We start from the raw sequence: 21,810 nt of genomic DNA, 5'->3' as shown, positions 1-21,810 counted from the left end.
TGGCCTCGGCCGGGGCGCTGGGCCACCCGGTTGACGCTCGGCGCGCCGTGCCGCGCCGGGCACGGAAACGTACAGGGGGTGACGTGAAGGGCAACCCCGTTGCCCTGGTTGCGACGAGCGTCGTTTGAGACCCTCAGCAAGCGGTTGGAGACCCTCTGGTATGAGAAGAACTGTCGCTCCACGTGTGCCCAGTGCCCTCCGGACGTGCCGCCTGACGGCGTGCCTGATCGCGACGGCCGCACTGCTGCCACCGCTGCTGATCCTCCCGGCGTCCAGCGCCGACGAAGGGGAGGACCAACGCCTGCAGAACGCCTTCACGGACGCCGCGCGTGAGTTCCACGTGCCGCGCAGCGTGCTTATGAGTGTGTCCTACATGCAGTCCCGCTGGGACACCCACCCGGGTACCCCGAGCGTCGCGGGGGGCTACGGCCCGATGCACCTGGTGGACACCGCCCGCGCCCATGCCCCGGCGACGGCCCCGGGCCCACCGGGGGCGAACGGCCGCGAGGCCGACCGGCCGGCGGGAACCGCGTCCGCCGCGGGCGGCCACGCGGTGCAGCCGGCGGACCTGGAACACGCCGCACGGCTGATCAAGGTTCCCGCCGGACAGCTGCGGACGGACGCCGTGGCCAACGTACGCGGCGGCGCGGCGCTGCTGGCCGCCGCGCAACGGCACCTCGGCAAGCCGCTCAGCTCCGACCCGGAGGACTGGTGGCAGGCGGTGGAACGTTTCCCCGGCACCCGTGACGTCACATCGGCGACGACGTACGCCGACGACGTCTTCGGCCTGATCCGCCGGGGCGCCCACCGCACCACGGCCGAAGGGCAGGAGGTCACCCTCCCCGCCACCCCCGGGGTCCGCCCGCGCCCCGGCTCGCAGGCCCCCAAACGGCCGAAGAACGTCGAGTGCCCGCCAGAACTGTCCTGCGACTGGCTCGCCGCGCCCTACGAGGAGATCGACGACGACGGCGACTACGGCAACCACGACCTCGCCGACCGGCCCCGCGACCAGAAGATCGAGTACATCGTCATCCACGACACCGAGTCGACGCTGCCGAACATGTTCAAGACCGTGCAGGACCCGACCGAGGCGTCCTGGCACTACTCGATCCGTTCCAGCGACGGCCACATCACCCAGCACGTCAGGACCAAGGACGAGGCGTGGCACTCCGGCAGCAAGTTCGTCAACGCCCGCTCGATCGGTATCGAGCACGAGGGTTTCCTCGCCCACCCCGAGACCTGGTACACGGAGCAGATGTACCGGTCCTCGGCCCGCCTGGTGCGCTACCTGGCGAAGAAGTACGGCGTCCCGATGGACCGGCAGCACATCTTCGGCCATGACAACGTGCCGTCCCCGACCGGCGACAGCATCCCCGAGATGCACGAGGACCCGGGGCCGTTCTGGGACTGGCGGCACTACTTCGACCTCCTCGGCGCACCGCTCAAGGCCACGGCCGGACCGGACAGCCCCATGGTGATGATCCTGCCGGACTACGCCACCCACAAACCGCGGTACACGGGGTGCGAGGGCGCGGGCAAACGGTGCCGGCCGCACGGCTCCAGCGCCGTCCGCCTGTACACCCGGCCGGACGAGAGGGCTCCGCTGATCCAGGACCCGGGCCGCAGGCCGGACGGCGACCCCTCCACCGAGGACGTGAGCGACCTGGGTTCGCGGGTCTCCACCGGCCAGACCTTCGCCGTGGCCGACCGCAGCGGCGAGTGGACGGCGATCTGGTACCAGGGCAACAAGGCGTGGTTCAAGAACCCCTCGGTGCACCCGACGGCCGTCGGGGCGAGCGGCCGCATGGTGACGCCGAAACAGGGCCTGGACGAGATCCCGGTGTTCGGGCGGGCCCTCCCGGAGGCGGAGGCCTACCCGGACGGAATGGAGGAGGAGGACGCCTCGCCACTGCCGTACAGCCTGCGGGCCGGTCAGCGGTACGTGACACAGTCCGGCCTCGGCGGCTCCTACGTCGACCGGTCCACCTTCTCCGACACGCCTCAGCCCGTGGTGGTGGGCCAGGAGAGGTACTACGAGATCCAGTTCGGCCACCGGCTCGCCTACGTCCGGGCGGACGACGTGGACCTGGTGGACGCGCGCGCCGGCACGGCCGCCCCGTCCGGCGGCGCGGCGGGCCCGGACGGACAGTGACACCGCGCGGGGCCGGGGTCCGGGGCCGCCTCAGGACAGCAGGGCCGGCCTGTCCCCCATCACCACGACGGGGTCGCGGGCCGGGTCGAGTGTGCGCAGCAGGTACTCCATGGCCTCCTTGGGAAGGCCGATGCACGCCGAGGTGCCGCTGCCGTGGTCGAGGTGCAGCCAGATGCTGCCGCCCCTGCCGTCGCCCCAGGGGTGGGTGGTGTCGTGTGGCGGTGTGCCGCGCAGGCGGTTGTAGTCGATGGCGATGACGTAGTCGAAGTCGTGCTGGTATGCCGGGCGCCAGTAGCGCGGGGGTGCGTAGAGTTCCCGGCCCTGGTCGTAGGAGAGCCGGGTGCCCGGATCGGGGAGCACCCCGCCGGCGTCGGTGACGGTGAACACGCCCACCGGGCTGCGTCCGTCACCGGCGTAGTGGTCGGTGGTCCAGCCGGACCGACCGTTGTGGGCGGGCCAACTGCCCACCGGCCGCCAGCCGCCGCCCCGGATGCCGCGGGAGCCCCCGGTGTCCTGCGTTTCCCGGGTGTCCCGGGTGTACAGCACGACCGTGGAGTCGGCCGAGTCCTTGTCCTCGCCGTACACGGCGACGACCTGGCCGGAGTCGGCGGGAATCTCCGCCCGCAGCAGCTCGCCGACGCCGGGGATCCGGCCCGGATCCCCGGCGGGCGCGGCCCGGTCCTGCTGCCCTGCCGGGCCCGCTGCGGCGGTTCGTGACACCCTCGGAGGCCGGGCGTGCGGCCCCGGCAGGCCGTTCTTCGCGCCACCGCTCTGCGACGCCTCGCAGGCGCTCAGGGCCACCAGGACGGCTCCGAGGACCGCCATCGCCGTGACGGTCGCCCGCCGGACGCTCTTGATCTGCACCCGGCCATCCTGACATCACATACCGGGCAATTTATTAGATCTACCGATATTCGGAGCGTGTTGTGCGGCGAGCCCTGGCCGGAAGGGGGCGGATTTCGACGGCCGCCAGGGAAAACCGTTTGATTTCGACGACGCTCCGAGGCGAACCTTTCACGGCTTGTCGCCACCTCCCCCGACCCGAGCCGCTGGGACGCCATGCAGATTCAAGATCTTCCGTATTCCGATCCGGGCGTGCCGGACGCGCGTTCGGGCCCCCGCTTCCTGTGGTGGCTGGGACGGAATCAGCTGGGCGGTCAGCTCAAGGCACTGGCCTGGGGACTGCTGCACTTCGTGTCCGTCTCCGCGCTCCCGTTCTGCGTGGGCCTCGCCGTCCAGGCCGTCGTCGACCACTCCGGCACCCGGCTGGCCCTGACGGGCGGTCTGCTGGTCCTGTGCGGCACGGCGATCGCCGTCGGCGACACCTTCCTGCACCGGGCCGCCGTCACCAACTGGATCACCGCGGCCGCCCGCGTCCAGCAACTGCTGGCCCGCAAGGCCACCCAGCTGGGCTCAGCACTGACCCGGCGGGTGGCGGCCGGTGAGGTGGTGGCCGTCTCCACCGGCGACGTCGAGAAGATCGGCTGGTTCGTCGAGGCGGTCTCCCGCTTCACCGCCGCCGCCCTGACGGTCGTCGTGGTCGGCGTCGCCCTGCTCTTCTACCTGCCGGCGCTCGGCTGGGTCGTCGCCGCCGGCCTGCCGCTGGTCGCGCTGTCCGTGCTGCCGCTGCTGCCCCGGGCCACCCAGCGCGCCGACTTCCAGCGTGCCAAAGCCGGCCGGGCCACGGAGCTGGCCTCGGACACCGTCGCGGGGCTGCGCGTGCTGCGCGGCATCGGCGGCGAGGACCTCTTCCTCGACCGCTACCGCCGCGCTTCCCAGGAGGTACGGCACGCCGCCGTACGCAGCGCCCGGATGTGGTCGCTGATCTCCGCGATCCAGGTGCTGCTGCCCGGGCTGCTGCTGATCGCGGTCGTCTGGCACGGCGTGAACCTGGCCCGGCAGGGCCGCGTCACCGTCGGCGAACTGGTCACCGTCTACAGCGCTGTCATGATCCTCAACTACCCCTTGCAGCACTTCACCGAGATCGCCATGGCCTACTCCTTCTCGCGCCCGTCCGCGAAACGGGCCGCCCGGGTGCTCTCGCTGGACCGGGCCACGGACACCGGTGGCTCGCGCGCCGACACGGTGCCGGACGGTGACCTGTACGACCCCGCCACCGGCCTGCTCGCTCCCGCGGGCCGGCTGACCGCCGTGGTCTGCGGTGACCCCGACGCGGCCGGACACCTCGCCGAACGGCTGGGCGGCCACCCGGCCGAGGCCGGCACCTCCGTGCTGCTCGGCGGTGTCCCGCTCGACGAACTGCCCCTGGAGGCCGCCCGCACCGCGGTGCTCGTCCAGGACAAGGACCCGGTGCTGCTGTCGGGTTCACTGCGCGAGCTGCTCGACGTGCCGGCCTCCGGAGCCGTGCGGGCCGAGGACGCGCTGGCCGCCGCCCAGTGCGCGGACGTCCTGGAGGCCCTGGTCCAGGGCTCACTGGACGTCACCGACCCGCTGGACGCCCGGATCACCGAGCGGGGCCGGTCGCTGTCGGGCGGCCAGCGCCAGCGGCTCGCGCTGGCCCGGTCGCTGATCACCGACCCCGGGGTGCTCGTCCTGGACGAACCCACCTCCGCCGTCGACTCGCACACCGAGGCCCGGGTCGCGGAGGGCATCCACGCGCTGCGGTCCGGCCGTACGACCGTGGTGTTCACCTCTTCGCCGCTGCTGCTGGACCGGGCCGACCGGGTGGTCCTCGTCCACGAAGGGGAGGCCGTGGCGGTCGGCGTGCACCGCGAACTGGTGCGCACCGAGCGGCGGTACCGGGCGGTGGTGACACGTGAGCCGGACGACGAAGCCGCGCTGCGGGGCGCGACGCCGGAAGAGAAAGAAGTCGCGCTCCGAGGCGCGGCCCTGGAAGAGATCGAGGAGAGCGCATGATCGGCGTCGCGCCACCGGCGTACGACCCGGCGGCCCCGACGACGGCCACCACCCTGCCCGTCGGTGCCGCCGCGACCGTGCGTGCCTACGTGGCCGAACTGTTCCGCCGGCACCGCCGGGCCTTCACCCTGCTCATCGCCGTCAACACGGTGGCCGTGGTCGCCTCCATGGCCGGCCCTTACCTGCTGGGCGGGCTCGTCGAGCGGGTCTCCGACGGCGCTCGCGACCTCCACCTGGGCCTGACCATCGGCCTGTTCGTGCTCGCGCTCGCCGTCCAGTCCGTCTTCGTGCGCGAGGTCCGGCTGCGGGGTGCCGTGCTCGGCGAGCGGATGCTGGCCGATCTGCGCGAGGACTTCCTCGTCCGGTCGGTCGGGCTGCCGCCGGGCGTCCTGGAGCGGGCCGGCACGGGCGACCTGCTGTCCCGGATCACCACGGACATCGACCGGCTCGCCAACGCCATGCGGGAGGCCGTGCCGCAGTTGTCGATCGGCGTGGTGTGGGTCGTGCTGCTGATCGGCGGGCTCGTCGTCACGGCTCCGCCGCTGGCCGCCACCGTGCTGCTGGCCCTGCCGGTCCTGGTGATCGTCTGCCGCTGGTACTTCCGGCGGGCACCCGCCGGCTACCGCTCCGAGGCCGCCGGGTACGCGTCCGTGGCCGCCGCCCTCGCGGAGTCCGTGGACGCCGGGCACACCATCGAGGCGCACCGGCTCGGCGCCCGCCGCATCGCCCTGTCCGAGCGCCGGGTCAAGGAGTGGACGGCGTGGGAGCGCTACACCCTGTGGCTGCGGTCGGTACTGTTCCCGGCGGTCAATGCCACCCACACCACAGTCCTCGGCTCGGTGCTGATGATCGGCGGCGTCTTCGTCCTCAAGGGCTGGATCGACGTCGGCCAGCTGACGACGGGCGCCCTCATCGCCCAGATGCTCGTCGAGCCGGTGAACCTGATCCTGCGCTGGTACGACGAGGTCCAGGTCGCCCAGGTGTCCCTGGCCCGGCTGGTCGGCGTCCGGGACATCGAGCCGGACGCCGGGGATGCCGCGCTGGCCCCCGCCGGCCGGGAGGTGCACGCGGACGAGGTCCGCTTCGGCTACCTCCAGGGCGTCGACGTGCTGCGCGAGATCTCCCTGGAGGTAGCCCCCGGCACCCGGCTGGCCCTGGTCGGTTCCTCGGGGGCCGGTAAATCCACCCTGGGCCGGCTGCTCGCCGGGATCTACGCGCCCCGGGACGGCCGGATCACCCTGGGTGGCGCGGAACTGTCCCGGATGACCGCCGAGCGGGTCCGTTCCCATGTCGCCCTCGTCAACCAGGAGCATCACGTCTTCGTGGGCTCCCTGCGCGACAACCTGCTGCTCGCCCGGACCGACGCGACGGACGCCGAGCTGTGGGCGGCACTCGGCGCGGTCGACGCGGACGGCTGGGCACAGGCCCTGGAGGAGGGTCTGGACACCGAGGTCGGCTCCGGCGGGCTCGCCCTGACCCCGGCGCAGGCGCAGCAGACCGCGCTGGCCCGGCTGGTGCTGGCCGACCCGCACACACTGGTCCTGGACGAGGCGACCTCGCTCCTGGACCCCCGCGCCGCCCGCCACCTGGAACGGTCCCTGGCCCGGGTCCTGGACGGCCGCACCGTGGTCGCCATCGCGCACCGGCTGCACACCGCCCATGACGCGGATGTCATCGCCGTGGTCGAGAACGGCCGGATCAGCGAGCTCGGCAGCCACGACGCGCTGGTGGCGGCCGACGGCGCGTACGCGGCGCTGTGGCGGTCGTGGCACGGGTGACAGGCCGCGGCGCCAGAGGCATGGGCCGGGGCACGACCTGCGGCGCGCCGCAGGTCGTGCCCCGTGCCGTTGCGCGGGTGCGAGCAGGGGTGGAAGGCTGGAGAGCGGCACCGGTACGGGGGCCGGCCGGGAACCATCCGGTTCTCGGCGCACGCGCCCGCCGTCCGGGGTGCCGGCGGCCCGCCGTACGGACCGCGTCCTCACTCCCTGGAGGTAGCCGTGACCACCGCCGATGGATGGGGGGACGACGTCTACCAGCCCGATGAGTCCGAGATCCGGGAGGACTCGGGTGTGCTCGACGTCGAGGACACACTGGACTTCGACGGCGTCGCCGATCCCCTCGACCGCGGCTGGTCCCCGCCGGAGCGGCCGTGGGCGGTGGAGCACACCGGGGTGACCGCGGCGGAGCGGCACCAGGGCGAGACCCTGGACCAGCGGCTCGCCGAGGAACTGCCCGAGCTGCCGGTGCCTGACGGCGACGGCATCGGTGACTGCGACGGCACCGACGGCGAGCCCTTGGACAACGAGGTCGGTGACCTGCGCTCCGGCCGGCTCGTGGCCCCGAACGAGGGGGCGCACGAGGACGACGAGAACGGCCTGGTCGCCAGCGACGTCGGCATCGACGGCGCCGGGGCCTCCGCCGAGGAGGCCGCGGTGCACATCGTCGACGAGGACGCGGCCTACGACTGAACCCGGCCGTTTCTGCCCGACCGACCCGTTCTTCGAGGAGCCGCCATGCAGCAGGACAAGCACCCCGACTACCACCCGGTGGTCTTCCGGGACCGTGCCGCCGGATACGCCTTCCTCACCCGGTCCACCGCGAGCAGTGACCAGACCATCGAGTGGGACGACGGCGAGACGTACCCGGTGGTCGATGTGGAGATCTCCTCCGAGAGTCACCCCTTCTACACCGGGAAGGCCCGCACCGTGGACTCCGAGGGCCGCGTCGCCGCGTTCGAGCGCCGCTACGGGAGTGACTCGGGGACGGCAGGCTGACCCGCGGGTCAGATCACGTTCAGAGCGGCGGCGCAGCCTATGCCGCCGAGCACCATGAACACCGGCATGAGCACCTTCAGCTCGACCCAGCTGCCGGCGCGGAACCGCATCATCTTCGGCGGGCCCATCGGATACCAGCGCTTGCGGCCGATCGGGATGGGCCACAGGATCGGGCAGCCGGAGACGGTCAGCGCGTCCCCGATGTCGTGCACCAGCGCCCCCAGAACCACCGGCAGCCCCAGCCACAGGTACTCCTGACCGGGCTGGGTGAAGAGCCAGTCCGAGCCGTTGCCCGGCTTGTCCAGGGTGCCGGCCAGGATCCAGGCGCTGGTCGCGGCCAGCAGCCACACCAGCACATCGCTGCTGGAGCCGCGGGCCGCCCGCCACAGCAGACCCTCGATCGCCAGCACCATGTGCGCGAAGAGGATCGCCAGCACCGCCCAGCGGCCGCCCAGGATCGCGGCGGCCGAGCAGCCCCCGCCGATCAGCGCCGCCCACAGCCAGGTGTGGGTCAGTGTTCGGTGGCCGCCGGAGCGGCGCGGGTCGCCCTGCTTCCGGGTCGCCTTGTAGACAGCGTAGGAGAGCTTGTCGACGATCTCGCAGAGCCAGCGCGACAGCGGTCCGAAGGCGCGTGAGATGGTGGCGGCCTTGTGGTCGAGGTCGGGGGCGAGCGCGGCACCGGCGCAGATCAGCGCCCCGACCAGCAGCACCGGCCAGGGCATCGGGTGCCCGGCCGCGGCTGCCGCCGCTCCGACGCCGAGCCAGGCGGCGGCTCCCGACAGTGAGTGTGCTGGTCCCATCATGGCCGTTGCCCGCCCTATTCCTCGTGTACCGCTGTCCAGTTGACCGGGTGCGTTGACGCTCCGTCGGCGACACAGCGTAGCGGCCATGATCTTCGTACTCGAAGCCGATTCCCCCCTCGGCGGGTGGGCCAGGCAAGATGGGGGCGTGACCCTCATCGATCAGCTGCCGCCGACCGCCGACCCCGACGCCCTGTACGAAGCCTTCGAGGCGTGGGCACAGGAGCGCGGTCTGACGCTCTACCCCCACCAGGAGGAGGCGCTGATCGAGGCGGTCTCCGGGGCGAACGTGATCGTGTCGACGCCGACCGGCTCCGGCAAGAGCATGATCGCCGCGGGCGCGCACTTCGCCGCGCTGGCCCGGGACGAGGTCACCTTCTACACGGCCCCGATCAAGGCGCTGGTGTCGGAGAAGTTCTTCGAGCTGTGCAAGCTCTTCGGCACCGAGAACGTCGGCATGCTCACCGGCGACGCCTCCGTGAACTCCGACGCGCCCGTCATCTGCTGCACCGCCGAGGTCCTCGCCTCCATCGCGCTGCGCGACGGCAAGCAGGCGGACGTCGGCCAGGTCGTCATGGACGAGTTCCACTTCTACGCGGAGGGCGACCGCGGCTGGGCCTGGCAGATCCCGCTCCTCGAACTGCCCCAGGCGCAGTTCATCCTCATGTCGGCCACCCTCGGCGACGTCTCCTTCTTCGAGCAGGACCTCACCCGCCGCACCGGCCGCCCCACCGCGGTGGTCCGCTCGGCGACCCGCCCGGTGCCGCTGTCCTACGAGTACAAGCTCACCCCGCTGACCGAGACGCTCACGGAGCTGCTGGAGAGCAAGCAGGCACCGGTGTACATCGTGCACTTCACGCAGGCGCAGGCGGTGGAGCGGGCTCAGGCGCTGATGAGCATCAACATGTGCTCGAAGGAGGAGAAGGAGCAGATCGCCGAGCTGATCGGCAACTTCCGGTTCACCACCAAGTTCGGCCGCAACCTCTCCCGTTACGTCCGGCACGGCATCGGTGTTCACCACGCCGGCATGCTCCCCAAGTACCGGCGCCTGGTGGAGAAGCTCGCCCAGGCCGGTCTGCTGAAGGTCATCTGCGGCACCGACACCCTGGGCGTGGGCGTCAACGTGCCCATCCGCACGGTGCTGTTCACCGCCCTCACCAAGTACGACGGCAACCGGGTGCGCACCCTGCGCGCCCGTGAGTTCCACCAGATCGCCGGCCGCGCGGGCCGGGCCGGTTTCGACACGGCCGGGCTGGTGGTCGCGCAGGCACCCGAGCATGTCATCGAGAACGAGAAGGCGCTGGCGAAGGCGGGAGACGACCCGAAGAAGCGGCGCAAGGTGGTGCGGAAGAAGGCGCCGGAGGGCTTCGTCGGCTGGACGGAGAACACGTTCGAGAAGCTGATCGCGTCCGAACCGGAGCCGCTTACGTCGCGGTTCCGGGTGACGCACACGATGCTGCTGTCCGTGATCGCCCGCCCGGGCAACGCCTTCGACGCCATGCGCCACCTCCTGGAGGACAACCACGAGCCGCGCAAGCAGCAGCTGCGGCACATCCGCCGGGCCATCGCCATCTACCGCTCGCTGCTCGACGGCGGCATCGTCGAGAAACTCGACGAGCCCGACGCCACCGGCCGTATCGTGCGGCTCACGGTCGACCTCCAGCAGGACTTCGCGCTCAACCAGCCGCTGTCGACCTTCGCCCTGGCGGCCTTCGAACTCCTCGACCCGGACTCGCCGTCGTACGCCCTCGACATGGTGTCCGTCGTGGAGTCCACGCTGGACGATCCGCGCCAGATCCTGGCCGCCCAGATGAACAAGGCGAAGGGCGAGGCCGTGGCCGCGATGAAGGCGGACGGCGTCGAGTACGAGGAGCGGATGGAGCGCCTCCAGGACATCACCTACCCGAAGCCCCTGGAAGAGCTGCTGTTCCACGCGTACAACACGTACCGCAAGAGCCACCCCTGGGTCGGCGACCATCCGCTGTCGCCGAAGTCGGTCATCCGGGACATGTACGAACGGGCGCTGACCTTCACGGAGTTGGTGTCGGTCTACGAGCTGGCCCGCACCGAGGGCATCGTGCTGCGCTACCTCGCGGGCGCGTACAAGGCCCTCGACCACAACATCCCGGACGACCTGAAGTCCGAGGACCTGCAGGACCTGATCGAGTGGCTGGGAGAGATGGTCCGCCAGGTCGACTCCAGCCTGCTGGACGAGTGGGAGCAGCTCGCCAACCCGGAGGAGATGACCGCCGAGGAGGCTCAGGAGAAGGCCGACGAGGTCAAGCCGGTCACCGCCAACGCGCGGGCCTTCCGGGTCCTGGTGCGCAACGCGATGTTCCGCCGGGTCGAGCTCGCCGCCCTCGACCAGGTCGACGAACTGGGCGAGATGGACGCGGAGTCCGGCTGGGACGCCGAGGCCTGGGGCGAGGCGATGGACAAGTACTGGGACGAGTACGAGGACCTGGGCACCGGCCCCGACGCCCGCGGTCCCAAGCTGCTCGTGATCCAGGAGGAGCCGCAGAACGGGCTGTGGCGTGTCCGCCAGATCTTCGACGACCCGAACGACGACCACGACTGGGGCATCAGCGCGGAGATCGACCTGACGGCCTCCGACGCCGAGGGCCGGGCGGTCGTCCGCGTCACCGATGTCGGCCAGCTCTGAGCAGTTCCGGAACAGGTCCCAGCACAGGAGAATCCCACCCATGACCAACCCGGCCGAGAGACTGGTCGACGTGCTCGACCTGGAGCAGATCGAGGTCAACATCTTCCGGGGCCGCAGCCCCCACGAGTCCCTCCAGCGGGTCTTCGGCGGCCAGGTGGCCGGCCAGGCCCTGGTCGCCGCCAGCCGCACCACGGAGGGCGACCGCCCGGTGCACTCGCTGCACGCGTACTTCCTGCGCCCGGGCCGACCGGGCGTGCCGATCGTGTACCAGGTGGAACGGGTCCGGGACGGGCGGTCGTTCACGACGCGCCGGGTCACCGCCGTGCAGCAGGGCCGCACGATCTTCAATCTGACCGCCTCCTTCCACAAGCCTGAGGTGGGAGCTTTCGAGCACCAGCTGCCGCAGTTTCGCGAGGTGCCGCACCCGGAGTCGCTGCCTACGCTCGCGGAGGAGATCCGCAAGCATCTGGGCGAGCTGCCCGAGCAGCTGGAGCGGATGGCGCGCCGCCAGCCCTTCGACATCCGCTATGTCGACCGGCTGCGCTGGCACCCCGAGGAGATGGCGGGCGCCGAGCCGCGCAGTGCGGTGTGGATGCGCGCGGTCGGCCCGCTGGGCGACGATCCGCTGGTGCACACCTGTGCGCTGACCTACGCCAGCGACATGACCCTCCTGGACGCGGTCCGGGTCCCTGTCGAACCGCTGTGGGGGCCGCGGAACTTCGACATCGCCTCACTGGACCACGCCATGTGGTTCCACCGGCCGTTTCGCGCGGACGAGTGGTTCCTGTACGAGCAGGAGTCCCCCATCGCCACGGGTGGTCTGGGCCTGGCCCGCGGCCGGGTCTACGACCTGGACGGCCGGTTGCTGGTGTCGGTGGTCCAGGAGGGGCTGTTCCGCGCGCTCTAGGGCCGCGGCAGCGGGCGCGGTCCGGGTCCGCCGGTCAGCGCGCGGGCCGCGGGCTTCTGCGCAGCAGCCAGCCGCGCAGGCCTCGGGAGAGTTCGCGCCGGCCGGGGGCGGGGTGCCGAGACGGCGCGGCGGGGCGGGCAGCCGGCCGGTGCGTGCGGGCTTGCGCCACTTCCCGTGCCAGGTCGTGCCTGAACCACTCGATCTCGTCCGGGTCGGCCGCTGTCATGAGTTCCTCGGCGAGTTGGGCGGCCGGTGAGCCCGGCACGCCGTGCGCGGGCGGGCCCGGCCGCAAGGCCGTCACGTGGGCGCGCTCGTGAGGGTCCGTGAGTACGTCGTCGATCTCACCGGGGTCCAGGAAGCCGGCCACCACCCCGGCCCGCTCCCACGGTCCGTCCGCCTGCCGCAGCAGGAACCCGCAGTGGCGTCCGCGCCAGTTACGGGCCCGCTGGTCCGCGCCCGCCCTCAGCCGGTCGGTCAGTTCCGCGGGTGTACGGCCGGTGAGCAGCCGGGTGTTCTTCTCGTCGGCCGCGAACCGGCGTAGTTCCTCCGTCAGATAGAGCCAGACGACGGCCCGGTAGCGGTTCGGGTACCACTTCACCGGAGTCACCAGGCCGAGTTTCGCCACCCGGGTGAACCTGCCCGCCGAAATCCCCATCAGGGCCGCGCCGTCGGTCGTCCCCACGACCTGCACGCTCTCGCGGAGGGATTCCGCCCGGCCCTGGAGCCGGTCGATCTCGGCCCGTGGCACGCGGCGGTCTCCGCCGCCTCCCTCGTCGGGCACGGTGCGGATCCGTCCGAGGTGTACCGCGAGGTCGAACTCACCCCGCCGGAGGCCCAGTTCGCGGGCGGCGCGGGTCGGCGCGCAGGTGAGCGGGCGGGATGGGGTGAGCGTGGTGCCTGACATGGTCGTTCTCCCCCGCGGAGTGGGTGGCTCGCGCCCGGTGCGCTCGCCGTGGAAAGACCGTAGCCGTTTCGGCGAGACTCGTGGCAGGCCTGTGGATAACTCCACAGCAGGGGATGAATCCGCAGGTCAGAGGTCCATCACCGAGGAGCGCTCCGGTTGCCGGGCATCCACCGCGAGGTGTTCGCCGACGCGGTTGACCAGCAAGGTCATCTCGTAGGCGATCTGGCCGATGTCGGCCTCCGCACCGCTGAGCACGCACAGGCAGCTGCCGGTTCCGGCCGCGGTGACGAAGAGGACCGCCTCGTCGTACTCGATCATCGTCTGCCGGACCTGGCCCGCGCCGAAGTGGCGACCGGAGCCCTTGGCGAGGCTGTGCAGCCCGGAGGCAACGGCGGCCAGATGCTCCGCGTCCTCCCGGCGAAGGCCGGTGCTCGCTCCCGTGACCAGTCCGTCGTTCGACAGGACCAGCGCGTGCCGCACGTGCTCCACGCGCTCGGTCAGGTCGTCGAGCAGCCAGCCGAGTCCCTGGTTCTGCGCCATGTCCAGCGTCTCCCCGCGTACCGTCTCCCCCTGGCTGGAGGATCTCCCCGCCAGCCTTCCCCACCACCGGCGTCCGGGCAAGGAGGATGGGCGCATGGCAGAGAAGATGACCGACGAGGAATGGCGGGCGTTCGTCTCGCACGGCACCCGCACCGGCAAACTGTCCACCGTCAACGCCGACGGCAGCCCGCATGTGGCGCCCGTCTGGTTCCTGCTGGACGGGGACGAGCTGGTGTTCAACACCGGCAAGGACACCGTGAAAGGGCGCAATCTCGCCCGTGACGGGCGTGTCGCCCTCTGCGTGGACGACGACCGGCCGCCTTTCCATTTCGTGGTGCTGAACGGGCGTGCCCGACTCTCGGAGGACCTGGGCGAACTGCGTGATTCGGCCACCCGGATCGCGGCCCGTTACATGGGCGCGGAGCGCGCGGAGGAGTTCGGCGCCCGTAACGGCGTCCCAGGCGAGCTGCTGGTCCGGGTCACCGTGGAGAAGGTGGTGGCGCTCAAGGACCTCACGGGCTGAGGCTCAGCCCACCGAGTCGAGGAGCCGGGCGGTGTGCATCCGTCCGGCGTACTCGACGAGCCGGATCAGCACCTCCTTGCCGGAATCCCGGTCCCGGGCGTCGCACAGGACCACGGGCGTGCCCTGGTCCAGGTCGAGGGCGCGGGAGACGTCGTGGGCGCCGTAGCTCCGGGCACCGGTGAAGCAGTTGACGGCCACGACGAACGGGATGTGCCGGTGCTCGAAGTAGTCGACCGCCGGGAAGCAGTCCTCCAGACGGCGGGTGTCGGCGAGGACGACGGCGCCCAGTGCTCCCTGCGACAGCTCGTCCCAGAGGAACCAGAAGCGATCCTGGCCCGGGGTGCCGAAGAGGTACAGGGAGAGGCCGGAGCGGATGGTGATGCGGCCGAAGTCCATGGCGACGGTGGTGGTGACCTTCTGGTCCACGCCGTCCGTGTCGTCCACCAGCTGGCCCGCTTCGCTGAGCATTTCCTCGGTGCGCAACGGCCGGATCTCGCTGACCGCGCCGACCAGGGTGGTCTTCCCGACGCCGAAGCCGCCGGCGACCAATATCTTCAGCGCCATGGCCGACGTGTCGTCGGCGGTGGACTCGGAGTGCTCGGAGACCATGATCACTTCTCTCGGGAGAGCCTGGGGGACCTGCTGCGGTGGACGTCGGGACACCGGCGAGGCGGCACGGGACGAGGCGAAGCCAGCATCATGGCAACTCCCGCCCCACCGCGGAGGGATGGACCGGAACGCGTCAGTTTCGACCGGCTGGGGCCCGGTTGGTTCCGGATGCTCATCTACAGTGCCCGCAATCCCTCGATGACCTCGCGCAGAATCCGTTCGTCGGGCAACTGGGCCGGTGGCACCGGTCGGCTCACGGTGACCCGGCCCAGTTCCAGCAGGTCACCCAGGAGCACCCGGACCACGCCCACGGGGAGGTCGGCGCCGGCGGCGAGTTCGGCGACGGACTGCGTCTCCAGCCGGCACAGGTCGACCAGCGCCCGGTGTTCGGGGCCCAGCGCGGTGTCGTCGTCGGTGCCGGCCGCGCCCGTGTCGAGCGTGACCAGGGCGATCAGGTCGTACTTCACGCCGGTGGGGCCGGACGTGGTGCGGCCCCCGGTCATGGCGTAGGGGCGGACCAGGGGCCCGGCCTCGCTGTCGTACCACTGGCTGCCCGGCTCGCACGGGGCTCCGGTCGTGTACTCGGTCATGGACGGCGGTCTTCCGGCTCAGCCGGCGGCGGGCGGCCGGGCGGCGACGCGCGGCGCGGTGTAGAGGTGCTCGCCGACGCGCTTGACCAGGCGGGCCATCTCGTAGGCGACCAGGCCGATGTCAGCGGTCACGTCCGTGAGCAGGGCGAGGCAGGAGCCGTCGCCCGCGGCGGCCACGAAGAGGAAGGCGTCGTCCATCTCGACCATGGTCTGGCGCACCCCGCCCGCCCCGAAGTGGCGTCCGGCGCCCTTGGCGAGGCTGTTGAAACCGGAGGCCACGGCGGCGAGGTGCTCGGCGTCCTCGCGTTTGAGGCCGGTCGAGGCGCCGACGGCGAGGCCGTCGTTGGACAGCACCACGGCGTGCCGTACTTCGGTGGCGCGCAGCACCAAATCGTCCAGCAGCCAGTCGAGTTCGCCGGAACGCCGGTCTGCCCTCGTGCTCGGGTCCTGGATCATGGGCGGTCTCCTTCGGTGCTGTCGGTGCCCTCTTCGGCTTCCGGGGCGGCGCCGCGTCCGGGTTGTCTGCCGCCGCCGCGCGCCCAGCCGTCGCGGTAGGCGCTCATGCGGTCGCGGACGAGTTCGGGGGTGCGTTCGTCCCCGTTGCGGGCGGGCGCGGGCTCCTCGGCCCGGCGATCGCGCAGTTGGGGGGCGAGGCTCGCCTGCCGGACGCGGCGCGGGAGGTCGTCGTCGGCGGGCTCGGAGTCGTGCGGAGGGCGGTGCGGCCTCAAGGTGGTGACTCCGGGGGGCGGGGGCTCGGGCGCGGGGCGCGGTGGGGTGTGGGTGGCGGCAAGGGCGGGCCGGCCGGCGGGGGCGGACTCGGCGAGGGCGGCGCCGGGCACGCGCGCGTAGGCGCGTTCCGCCGTCTGTTCGGTGGCGGCGGGCGGGCGGGCTGAGCGTTCCGCCGAGCCGCCGTGCAGCAGGGCCTTCGGCAGCAGCACCACCGCGGTGGTGCCGCCATACGGCGAGGTGCGCAGATGCACCTTGATGCCGTGCCGGGCCGCGAGCCTGCTGACCACGAAGAGACCGAGCCGGTCGCTGTCGAACAGGTCGAGGGCCTCCGACTGCTCGATGCGCCGGTTGGCCTCCGCGAGGGTCTCCTGGCCCATGCCGAGCCCGCGGTCCTCGACCTCCAGGGCGTAGCCGTTGCCGACGGGCTCTCCGGTGACGCGCACACGCGTGTGCGGCGGCGAGAACTGAGCGGCGTTCTCCACGACCTCGGCGAGCAGATGCGTGAGGTCGGCGACGGCCGCACCGACGACGGCCGCCTCGGGGAGCTGTCGTACCTCCACGCGCGCGTAGTCCTCGACTTCGGACACTGCGGCCCGTACGACGTTGGTCAGGGACACCGGCATCCGCCAGGCCCGGCCGGGGGCGGCTCCGGAGAGGATGATCAGGCTCTCCGCGTGGCGGCGCATACGCGTGGTCAGGTGGTCGAGACGGAAGAGGTCGCTCAGTTCGCTGGGGTCGTCGGAGCGGCGTTCCATGCTGTCCAGCAGGCTCAGCTGGCGGTGGACGAGGATCTGACTGCGGCGGGCGAGGTTGACGAAGACTCCCGAGATGCCGCTGGCGAGTTCGGCGCGTTCCACGGCGGCGCGCAGGGCGGCTCGGTGCATGGTGGCGAGGGCCTCGGCGACCTGTCCGGTCTCGTCCTCGGTGGGTGGCCCCGGTGGCGCCTCGGCACGGACGTCGATCTCCTCGCCGGCCCGCAGTCTGCGCATCGCCTCGGGGAGTTTGCGGCGGGCGATCTCCAGAGCGCTGTTACGCAGGCTCACCAGCTCGACGACCAGGCCGCGTCCGATGCGCACGGAGATGACGAGCGAGGCGGCCACGGCGAGCAGGCCGAAGAGGACGGCGGCGCCGGCCGGGGTGAGCAGGCCACGTGCGAACGGATCGGCCCGGCCCGCCACCGCGCGTGCCGTGTCGGCCTCGATGCCGCGCATGCCGTCCTGCACGCGCGCGTGTGTGGTGTCCCAGCCGGCTTCCGGGGCCGCGCCGACCGCTCGGGCTCCGGGTGAGCTGGCGAGGATCCGGTCCTCGGCGGCGCTCAGCACGGTGTAGTTCTCGCCGTCGGCGAGTCGCTGCCAGGCGGTGCGCTGGGTCCCGGGCAGATCGGCGACGGCCGCGTCGGTGAGGACGCGGCGGGTGTCGACGGCGCCGGTGAACAGCCGCAGTCGCTGGCCGTCGAGGCCGCCGGCCAGCCGGGCGCCGCCGAGGACCGTGTCCTCCTGGGCGAGTGCCTCGCCCGCGCGGGAGAATTCGAGCAGCACACGCGCGTCGGAGCCCATGTCGTCGGCCTGGATGCCGGTGAGGGCGCCGTCCACGGCGAAGGCCGAGGTGATGGCCTGGGTGTACTGCTGGTAGGCCGCGTCCCAGCCTGCGCCGCGGTTCTGCACCGCTCGGCGCAGCGTGGGCAGCCGTTCGGCGCCGGTGACGAAGGCTTGCAGGCGCCGGGCGACACCGGAGGGCAGCTCCGTGCTGTCGGCGACGGTGCTGTCCTTGCCCAGCCGTAGTGCGGCCACGGCCTGGTCGGTGCGGGCGCCGAGCCTCTTGAGGTCGGTGCTCTGTTCGGAGGCGGGATCGGTCGCGTACCGGACGGCCGCGGCCCGCTCGGTCTGGAGCGCGGCGACGGCGGCGGCGACCGGGGTGCGCAGCGCGGCGTCGACGCGCTGGGACTGGCGCAGCCGGGCGACGTCCTGTGCCGTGGTGACCGTGGCGTACGCCCACAGCGCGAGCAGGGACATGACGGGCACCATGAGCAGGCAGACGACCTTGGCCCGCACGGTCCGTGGGCGGATCCGCCAGCCTCCCGCGCGCACCGGCGCGTTGTCCGCCGCGGTACCGGCGACGTCGTCGGCCGGTTCGTCGGCGGGTGGTTCGTCGGCGGGTGGTCCGGCGTGCGCGCGGCGGCCTCGCGGCGGCTGCGGTGACGGTGTCTCCGGGCCTGCTGTGGGGGTCCTACGGGGTGTACGCATGGCCTCCTCGCTCGGGAAAGGTGGGGCGGGCGCCGGGTCAGCGCGCGGCGCCCGTGACGGGCCGCTGGGCCGAGGCGGACGCCTCGCGCTCCCCGGCCGTGGGCGAGAGCGCGACGAAGGCCGAGGTGAGGAACAGATAGGACCCGAGGCCGACGGCGAGGGGGAAGATGAACTGCATCGCCGTGGCCCCGGGCAGGGGGCTGCCGGAGGGCGTGACGTGCACGCTGACCGCGAACATCCCGGTGTAGTGCATGCTGCTGACGGCCGCTCCCATGACCAGGGAGGCGACGGTGACCGCGACGGGTGACCTGATGTTGAGCGCCGCCCACAGGGCCGCGGTCGCGGCGACCACGGCGATGAGGACGGAGAGCCCGACGAGCATCGGGTCGTAGTGGACGGCGCCGTGCAGCCGGACGGCCGCCATGCCGAGGTAGTGCATGCTGGCGACGCCCAGCCCGGTGGTGAGTCCGCCGACCAGGAGCGCGCGGTTGCGGTCGCGGCTGTAGCCGACGGCGAAGACGCCGGCGCTGACGACGACCACGGCGACGAGCAGGCTGAGGATGGTCAGCGGTACGTCGTAGCGGATGTCGGTGCCGCTGACGCCGAAGCCGAGCATGGCCACGAAGTGCATGGTCCAGATGCCGGTGCCGAGTGCGGAGGCCGCCGTGAGCAGCCAGTTGCGGCGCGAGCGGCCGGTGCTGCCGAGCGCGCGGACGGTGCAGCGCAGCCCCAGTGCGGCGCCTATGCAGGCCATGACGTACGACAGCACGGGGGTCAGCCAGCCGAAGGTGGCGTGGTCCAGGTGTCCCATGGCTCAGGGACGCTAGGGGGCACGGGCGCACAAAGGGGGCGCATTTCGAAAGGTGTTGCAATATGACTCAGAGATGTGCCGGAACGATCGCCTCACGCTCGAACGTGCGCGCAGGGTCGTCCTCCGTGACGGTGAGGGATCATGCGGACCATGAGCGATGACCACACACATGTCCGGGAGTTCTTCACCGCGCGGGCGGCCGACTGGGACAGCAGGTTCCCCGACGACGGTCCCGCGTACGCGGCCGCCGTCGCCGATCTCGGGCTGCGCGCGGGCGACCGGGTGCTCGACGCGGGGTGCGGCACCGGGCGCGCCCTGCCGCCGCTCCGCCGGGCCGTGGGACCCACCGGCGTGGTCCTCGGGATGGACCTCACCCCCGCCATGCTGCAGGCCGCCCGGCGGGCCGGCCGGGACCGTGACGGGCAGTTGCTGCTCGCCGACGTCGGCGCGCTGCCGGTACGTCCGGGATCCCTCGACGCCGTGTTCGCCGCGGGCCTGATCGCCCATCTGCCCCGTCCGGCGGAGAACCTGCGGGAGCTCGCGCGCGTGGTCCGCACCGGCGGCACCCTGGCCCTGTTCCACCCCATCGGCCGGTCCGCCCTGGCGGCGCGCCAGGGACGGCAGATCACGCCGGACGACCTGCGCGCGGAGGGAAACCTCGGCCCGTTGCTGGCCGGTGCGGGCTGGCGCATGACGTCGTACGTGGACGAGGACGCCCGGTTCCTGGCGCTGGCGGTCCGCGGAGACTAGCCGGCGACCGCCGCGGCGAAGGCATCGGGACCGAAGCCGGGGCCGGGTCGGGCCGAGACATCCAGGCGACGCCCTCTTCTGTTGCCGGAGCTTCAACTATGTTCGACAGAGAAAGGCAAGTGTTTCGGAGGCGACAGGGGCAAGGGGGCTCGCGTGTTCGACCGAACCCGCAGGTACGCAGGCAGATTTCGTGGCGCTGAGAAGAAGAGCGCGCCGGAACCGCGTGCGAGCCGTGAGCGGCGTACGCACAACTTGTTCGAGGCCGCGGCCGCCTACGTCGCGGCCCGGGCGGAGGACGACCAGGACCGGGTCGAGGAGACGGCAGGCTGGGTGTCGCCGGAGGCGTTGTCCTTCGGGGTGAGCGAGCTGGCGTGCCGGGCCGTGATCGCCCTGGCCCGCGAGCGCGACGAGTCGCCGGCCACGGTGGCCCGCGACCTTCTCGGGCTGCCCGTGGCCTGACCCTTCGGTACCGCCGAGCTCGATGCCACTTATTCCTCGCCACCGAGGTCGTTTCGTCCCGTCCCGGTGGAAAACTGCAGCTCCGCATGAGTGGCCGGTCGTGACAACGGCCTTCCCCTCGCACTAGGGTGCGCGCCGTTGGAAGAACCACTGGGGAGGCAGGGATGGCCGGGACCGACGAGGAGGCCGTCGCCGCGGACGAGGCGCTGTACGTGCTCACGGCGGTGCTGCTGACGCCCGCGCAGTTTCCGAGCGTGCTGGGCGACGACTATCCGGAGGCCTGCGCGGCGCTGGAGCTGGCGCCGCGCGCCGACGGCTACGGGCTGGTGCTCGGCCAGGACGGCGACGGGGCACGCTGGACGGTCGTCATCGACGACGTCTCGCTGGTCGCCGTGGCGATCGCGTCCTGGGACTGCGGCATGGAGTACGACCTGTCGCCGGACGAACGCACGGTGGTCGCCGCCCTGCCCGGCTGGCCGCTGGCGGTCGCCGTGGCGGCCCCGAACGTGCCCGCGCCGCACGACCCCGGCCCGGAGGTGGCGGACCGTGCCGCGCTGACCCCACCGGACACCAGCACCTGGGGCCCGGCGCAGCGGCGGCTGGGCGCGGACGAGATCGCCCTCCAGTGGGCGGTCTGGCGGGAGCAGATCAGCGACGACCACTTCCCGGCACCCGCGGCCGCGGCCGCGGAAGCGTCCGAGGAGGCCCCGGCGGACGCCGAGGCGGCCCCGAAGGGTCACCTCGGCATCCGGCGCGTGCTGGCCGAGGCGCGGGCCTACGTGGACGCTCCACCGCCGCTGGGCCGGGTCCGCTCCTCGTTCGCGCCGGGCGACGCCCGCACGCTGCGCGCCGACGGGCCGGGCTGGTCGCTGGTGGCCCGCACCGACGACATCGCCTTCGTGCTCCTCGACGAGGAACCGGGCGAGGTCCTGCCGGTCGGCCGGGGCCCCGAGCTCCCCGGCCTCCTGGAAGCCCTCGACAAGATGGCCGTACGGCCCCTGTGAGTCCTCCCTGGCCCCCTCCCGCCCACAACCGCGTCAGAGCGGGTGATGGTCCCGCGCAGGCGACTCAGCGGCCGGTCAGCGGCCGATCTCCTTGCGCGTGACCCGGCGCAGCCTGCGCCGCTGCGAGGGGTCGAGGGTGAGGTACGCGGCCACCGGGACGCCCACCACGATCAGGAACGTCACCCACCAGGGCAGCCATATCAGCAGGATGAGCCCGACCGCCACACCTCCTGCGGCGATCTTCGCGTTCTTCGACATCAGCGTCGCCTCCTTCGCGGCCCTTGCCGCTCTCTGATCTGAAAACGGGCCCGCGCTTCCCGCGGTTCCGGACGGCGACCCTGAGACATCCCTGACGAGCGACCCCTACTGGCCCCTGAGCCCCGAGTCGAACAGATTGTGAAGCAGCTCCGTCCCCAGCGTAACCATTCCGGTGCGCACTGAGCGTTCACGCGAGCCGCGGAATCCGACGGTCCGCC

Annotated in this window: 21 protein-coding genes; 11 read left to right on the top strand and 10 right to left on the bottom strand. The window is 72.2% G+C overall.

What is annotated here, in order from left to right; translation table 11 throughout:
* Positions 1–160 precede the first annotated feature (160 nt).
* Entirely contained in the window at positions 161–2,152 is a 1,992-nt protein-coding gene (locus tag OHB00_RS44760) for an N-acetylmuramoyl-L-alanine amidase (protein ID WP_406443841.1), read from the top strand.
* 30 nt (positions 2,153–2,182) lie between these two features.
* Here OHB00_RS44760 and OHB00_RS44755 read toward each other — a convergent pair whose 3' ends face one another.
* Positions 2,183–2,977, bottom strand: coding sequence for a L,D-transpeptidase family protein (locus tag OHB00_RS44755; RefSeq protein ID WP_406446274.1), 795 nt, complete (start codon positions 2,975–2,977; stop codon positions 2,183–2,185).
* A gap of 234 nt (positions 2,978–3,211) precedes the next feature.
* Here OHB00_RS44755 and OHB00_RS44750 point away from each other — a divergent pair, with 234 nt between their 5' ends.
* From OHB00_RS44750 to OHB00_RS44735, 4 genes are all read left to right on the top strand, one after another.
* Positions 3,212–5,029 (top strand): ABC transporter ATP-binding protein, encoded by a 1,818-nt coding sequence (locus OHB00_RS44750; RefSeq protein WP_406443840.1) that lies wholly within the window; start codon positions 3,212–3,214, stop codon positions 5,027–5,029.
* Positions 5,026–6,807, top strand: coding sequence for an ABC transporter ATP-binding protein (locus OHB00_RS44745; protein ID WP_406443838.1), 1,782 nt, complete (start codon positions 5,026–5,028; stop codon positions 6,805–6,807). The genes OHB00_RS44750 and OHB00_RS44745 overlap by 4 nt, the downstream gene beginning before the upstream one ends.
* A 219-nt stretch (positions 6,808–7,026) precedes the next feature.
* Complete coding sequence (locus OHB00_RS44740; protein ID WP_406443837.1) at positions 7,027–7,497, top strand: DUF5709 domain-containing protein; 471 nt, start codon at positions 7,027–7,029, stop codon at positions 7,495–7,497.
* 45 nt (positions 7,498–7,542) lie between these two features.
* Positions 7,543–7,803 carry a type B 50S ribosomal protein L31 gene (locus OHB00_RS44735; RefSeq protein ID WP_406443836.1) on the top strand — a complete coding sequence of 87 codons (261 nt, stop codon included), beginning with the start codon at positions 7,543–7,545 and terminating at the stop codon, positions 7,801–7,803.
* Positions 7,804–7,811: 8 nt separating this feature from the next.
* Here OHB00_RS44735 and OHB00_RS44730 read toward each other — a convergent pair whose 3' ends face one another.
* A complete protein-coding gene (locus tag OHB00_RS44730; protein WP_406443834.1) occupies positions 7,812–8,606 on the bottom strand; it encodes a metal-dependent hydrolase in 795 nt (264 codons plus the stop codon).
* A gap of 145 nt (positions 8,607–8,751) precedes the next feature.
* On the opposite strand from OHB00_RS44730, the gene OHB00_RS44725 reads away from it, so the two are divergent.
* On the top strand, positions 8,752–11,265 hold the full coding sequence (locus OHB00_RS44725) for a DUF3516 domain-containing protein (protein WP_406443832.1): 2,514 nt from the start codon (positions 8,752–8,754) through the stop codon (positions 11,263–11,265).
* Between the two features lie 40 nt (positions 11,266–11,305).
* Positions 11,306–12,172, top strand: a complete 867-nt coding sequence (locus OHB00_RS44720) for an acyl-CoA thioesterase (RefSeq protein WP_406443830.1) — start codon at positions 11,306–11,308, stop codon at positions 12,170–12,172.
* 34 nt (positions 12,173–12,206) lie between these two features.
* Here the strand turns inward: OHB00_RS44720 and OHB00_RS44715 are convergent, their stop codons facing one another.
* Both OHB00_RS44715 and OHB00_RS44710 read right to left on the bottom strand, forming a co-directional pair.
* Positions 12,207–13,076: a DUF6397 family protein gene (locus OHB00_RS44715; protein WP_406443828.1), complete on the bottom strand. Its 870-nt coding sequence runs from the start codon at positions 13,074–13,076 to the stop codon at positions 12,207–12,209.
* 126 nt (positions 13,077–13,202) lie between these two features.
* Positions 13,203–13,616: a roadblock/LC7 domain-containing protein gene (locus OHB00_RS44710; protein ID WP_406443826.1), complete on the bottom strand. Its 414-nt coding sequence runs from the start codon at positions 13,614–13,616 to the stop codon at positions 13,203–13,205.
* Positions 13,617–13,710: 94 nt separating this feature from the next.
* On the opposite strand from OHB00_RS44710, the gene OHB00_RS44705 reads away from it, so the two are divergent.
* A complete protein-coding gene (locus OHB00_RS44705) occupies positions 13,711–14,139 on the top strand; it encodes a PPOX class F420-dependent oxidoreductase (RefSeq protein WP_406443825.1) in 429 nt (142 codons plus the stop codon).
* 3 nt (positions 14,140–14,142) lie between these two features.
* On the opposite strand, the gene OHB00_RS44700 is transcribed toward OHB00_RS44705, so the two are convergent.
* From OHB00_RS44700 to OHB00_RS44680, 5 genes are all read right to left on the bottom strand, one after another.
* Complete coding sequence (locus tag OHB00_RS44700; protein ID WP_365792750.1) at positions 14,143–14,748, bottom strand: ATP/GTP-binding protein; 606 nt, start codon at positions 14,746–14,748, stop codon at positions 14,143–14,145.
* A 176-nt stretch (positions 14,749–14,924) separates the two neighbouring features.
* A complete protein-coding gene (locus OHB00_RS44695) occupies positions 14,925–15,338 on the bottom strand; it encodes a DUF742 domain-containing protein (protein WP_406443822.1) in 414 nt (137 codons plus the stop codon).
* Between the two features lie 18 nt (positions 15,339–15,356).
* The gene (locus tag OHB00_RS44690; protein ID WP_406443821.1) at positions 15,357–15,794 is read right to left on the bottom strand and encodes a roadblock/LC7 domain-containing protein; all 438 of its coding nucleotides are present in this window, start codon (positions 15,792–15,794) and stop codon (positions 15,357–15,359) included.
* A complete protein-coding gene (locus tag OHB00_RS44685) occupies positions 15,791–18,310 on the bottom strand; it encodes a nitrate- and nitrite sensing domain-containing protein (protein WP_406443820.1) in 2,520 nt (839 codons plus the stop codon). The genes OHB00_RS44690 and OHB00_RS44685 overlap by 4 nt, the downstream gene beginning before the upstream one ends.
* Positions 18,311–18,347: 37 nt before the next feature.
* Positions 18,348–19,121 carry an MHYT domain-containing protein gene (locus OHB00_RS44680; RefSeq protein ID WP_406443819.1) on the bottom strand — a complete coding sequence of 258 codons (774 nt, stop codon included), beginning with the start codon at positions 19,119–19,121 and terminating at the stop codon, positions 18,348–18,350.
* Between the two features lie 150 nt (positions 19,122–19,271).
* Between OHB00_RS44680 and OHB00_RS44675 the strand changes: the two genes are divergently transcribed.
* From OHB00_RS44675 to OHB00_RS44665, 3 genes are all read left to right on the top strand, one after another.
* Complete coding sequence (locus OHB00_RS44675) at positions 19,272–19,871, top strand: class I SAM-dependent methyltransferase (RefSeq protein WP_406443817.1); 600 nt, start codon at positions 19,272–19,274, stop codon at positions 19,869–19,871.
* Between the two features lie 153 nt (positions 19,872–20,024).
* The gene (locus OHB00_RS44670) at positions 20,025–20,330 is read left to right on the top strand and encodes a hypothetical protein (RefSeq protein ID WP_406443815.1); all 306 of its coding nucleotides are present in this window, start codon (positions 20,025–20,027) and stop codon (positions 20,328–20,330) included.
* Positions 20,331–20,494: 164 nt separating this feature from the next.
* On the top strand, positions 20,495–21,334 hold the full coding sequence (locus tag OHB00_RS44665) for a hypothetical protein (RefSeq protein ID WP_406443814.1): 840 nt from the start codon (positions 20,495–20,497) through the stop codon (positions 21,332–21,334).
* Positions 21,335–21,409: 75 nt separating this feature from the next.
* Here the strand turns inward: OHB00_RS44665 and OHB00_RS44660 are convergent, their stop codons facing one another.
* Positions 21,410–21,592 (bottom strand): hypothetical protein, encoded by a 183-nt coding sequence (locus OHB00_RS44660; protein ID WP_181809683.1) that lies wholly within the window; start codon positions 21,590–21,592, stop codon positions 21,410–21,412.
* Positions 21,593–21,810 lie beyond the last annotated feature (218 nt).

This window comes from Streptomyces sp. NBC_00631 (genome assembly GCF_045206895.1).
Taxonomy (GTDB): Bacteria; Actinomycetota; Actinomycetes; order Streptomycetales; family Streptomycetaceae; genus Streptomyces.
This window is presented reverse-complemented; position numbering and strand designations above follow the sequence as displayed.

Excerpts from the sequence above, each read along its gene's own strand:
- OHB00_RS44760 (WP_406443841.1), top strand. The coding sequence starts at position 161 with ATGAGAAGAACTGTCGCTCCACGTGTGCCCAGTGCCCTCCGGACGTGC.
- OHB00_RS44755 (WP_406446274.1), bottom strand. The coding sequence starts at position 2,977 with ATGGCGGTCCTCGGAGCCGTCCTGGTGGCCCTGAGCGCCTGCGAGGCG.
- OHB00_RS44750 (WP_406443840.1), top strand. The coding sequence starts at position 3,212 with ATGCAGATTCAAGATCTTCCGTATTCCGATCCGGGCGTGCCGGACGCG.
- OHB00_RS44745 (WP_406443838.1), top strand. The coding sequence starts at position 5,026 with ATGATCGGCGTCGCGCCACCGGCGTACGACCCGGCGGCCCCGACGACG.
- OHB00_RS44735 (WP_406443836.1), top strand. The coding sequence starts at position 7,543 with ATGCAGCAGGACAAGCACCCCGACTACCACCCGGTGGTCTTCCGGGAC.
- OHB00_RS44730 (WP_406443834.1), bottom strand. The coding sequence starts at position 8,606 with ATGATGGGACCAGCACACTCACTGTCGGGAGCCGCCGCCTGGCTCGGC.
- OHB00_RS44720 (WP_406443830.1), top strand. The coding sequence starts at position 11,306 with ATGACCAACCCGGCCGAGAGACTGGTCGACGTGCTCGACCTGGAGCAG.
- OHB00_RS44715 (WP_406443828.1), bottom strand. The coding sequence starts at position 13,076 with ATGTCAGGCACCACGCTCACCCCATCCCGCCCGCTCACCTGCGCGCCG.
- OHB00_RS44710 (WP_406443826.1), bottom strand. The coding sequence starts at position 13,616 with ATGGCGCAGAACCAGGGACTCGGCTGGCTGCTCGACGACCTGACCGAG.
- OHB00_RS44705 (WP_406443825.1), top strand. The coding sequence starts at position 13,711 with ATGGCAGAGAAGATGACCGACGAGGAATGGCGGGCGTTCGTCTCGCAC.
- OHB00_RS44700 (WP_365792750.1), bottom strand. The coding sequence starts at position 14,748 with ATGGTCTCCGAGCACTCCGAGTCCACCGCCGACGACACGTCGGCCATG.
- OHB00_RS44695 (WP_406443822.1), bottom strand. The coding sequence starts at position 15,338 with ATGACCGAGTACACGACCGGAGCCCCGTGCGAGCCGGGCAGCCAGTGG.
- OHB00_RS44690 (WP_406443821.1), bottom strand. The coding sequence starts at position 15,794 with ATGATCCAGGACCCGAGCACGAGGGCAGACCGGCGTTCCGGCGAACTC.
- OHB00_RS44685 (WP_406443820.1), bottom strand. The coding sequence starts at position 18,310 with ATGCGTACACCCCGTAGGACCCCCACAGCAGGCCCGGAGACACCGTCA.
- OHB00_RS44680 (WP_406443819.1), bottom strand. The coding sequence starts at position 19,121 with ATGGGACACCTGGACCACGCCACCTTCGGCTGGCTGACCCCCGTGCTG.
- OHB00_RS44675 (WP_406443817.1), top strand. The coding sequence starts at position 19,272 with ATGAGCGATGACCACACACATGTCCGGGAGTTCTTCACCGCGCGGGCG.
- OHB00_RS44665 (WP_406443814.1), top strand. The coding sequence starts at position 20,495 with ATGGCCGGGACCGACGAGGAGGCCGTCGCCGCGGACGAGGCGCTGTAC.
- OHB00_RS44660 (WP_181809683.1), bottom strand. The coding sequence starts at position 21,592 with ATGTCGAAGAACGCGAAGATCGCCGCAGGAGGTGTGGCGGTCGGGCTC.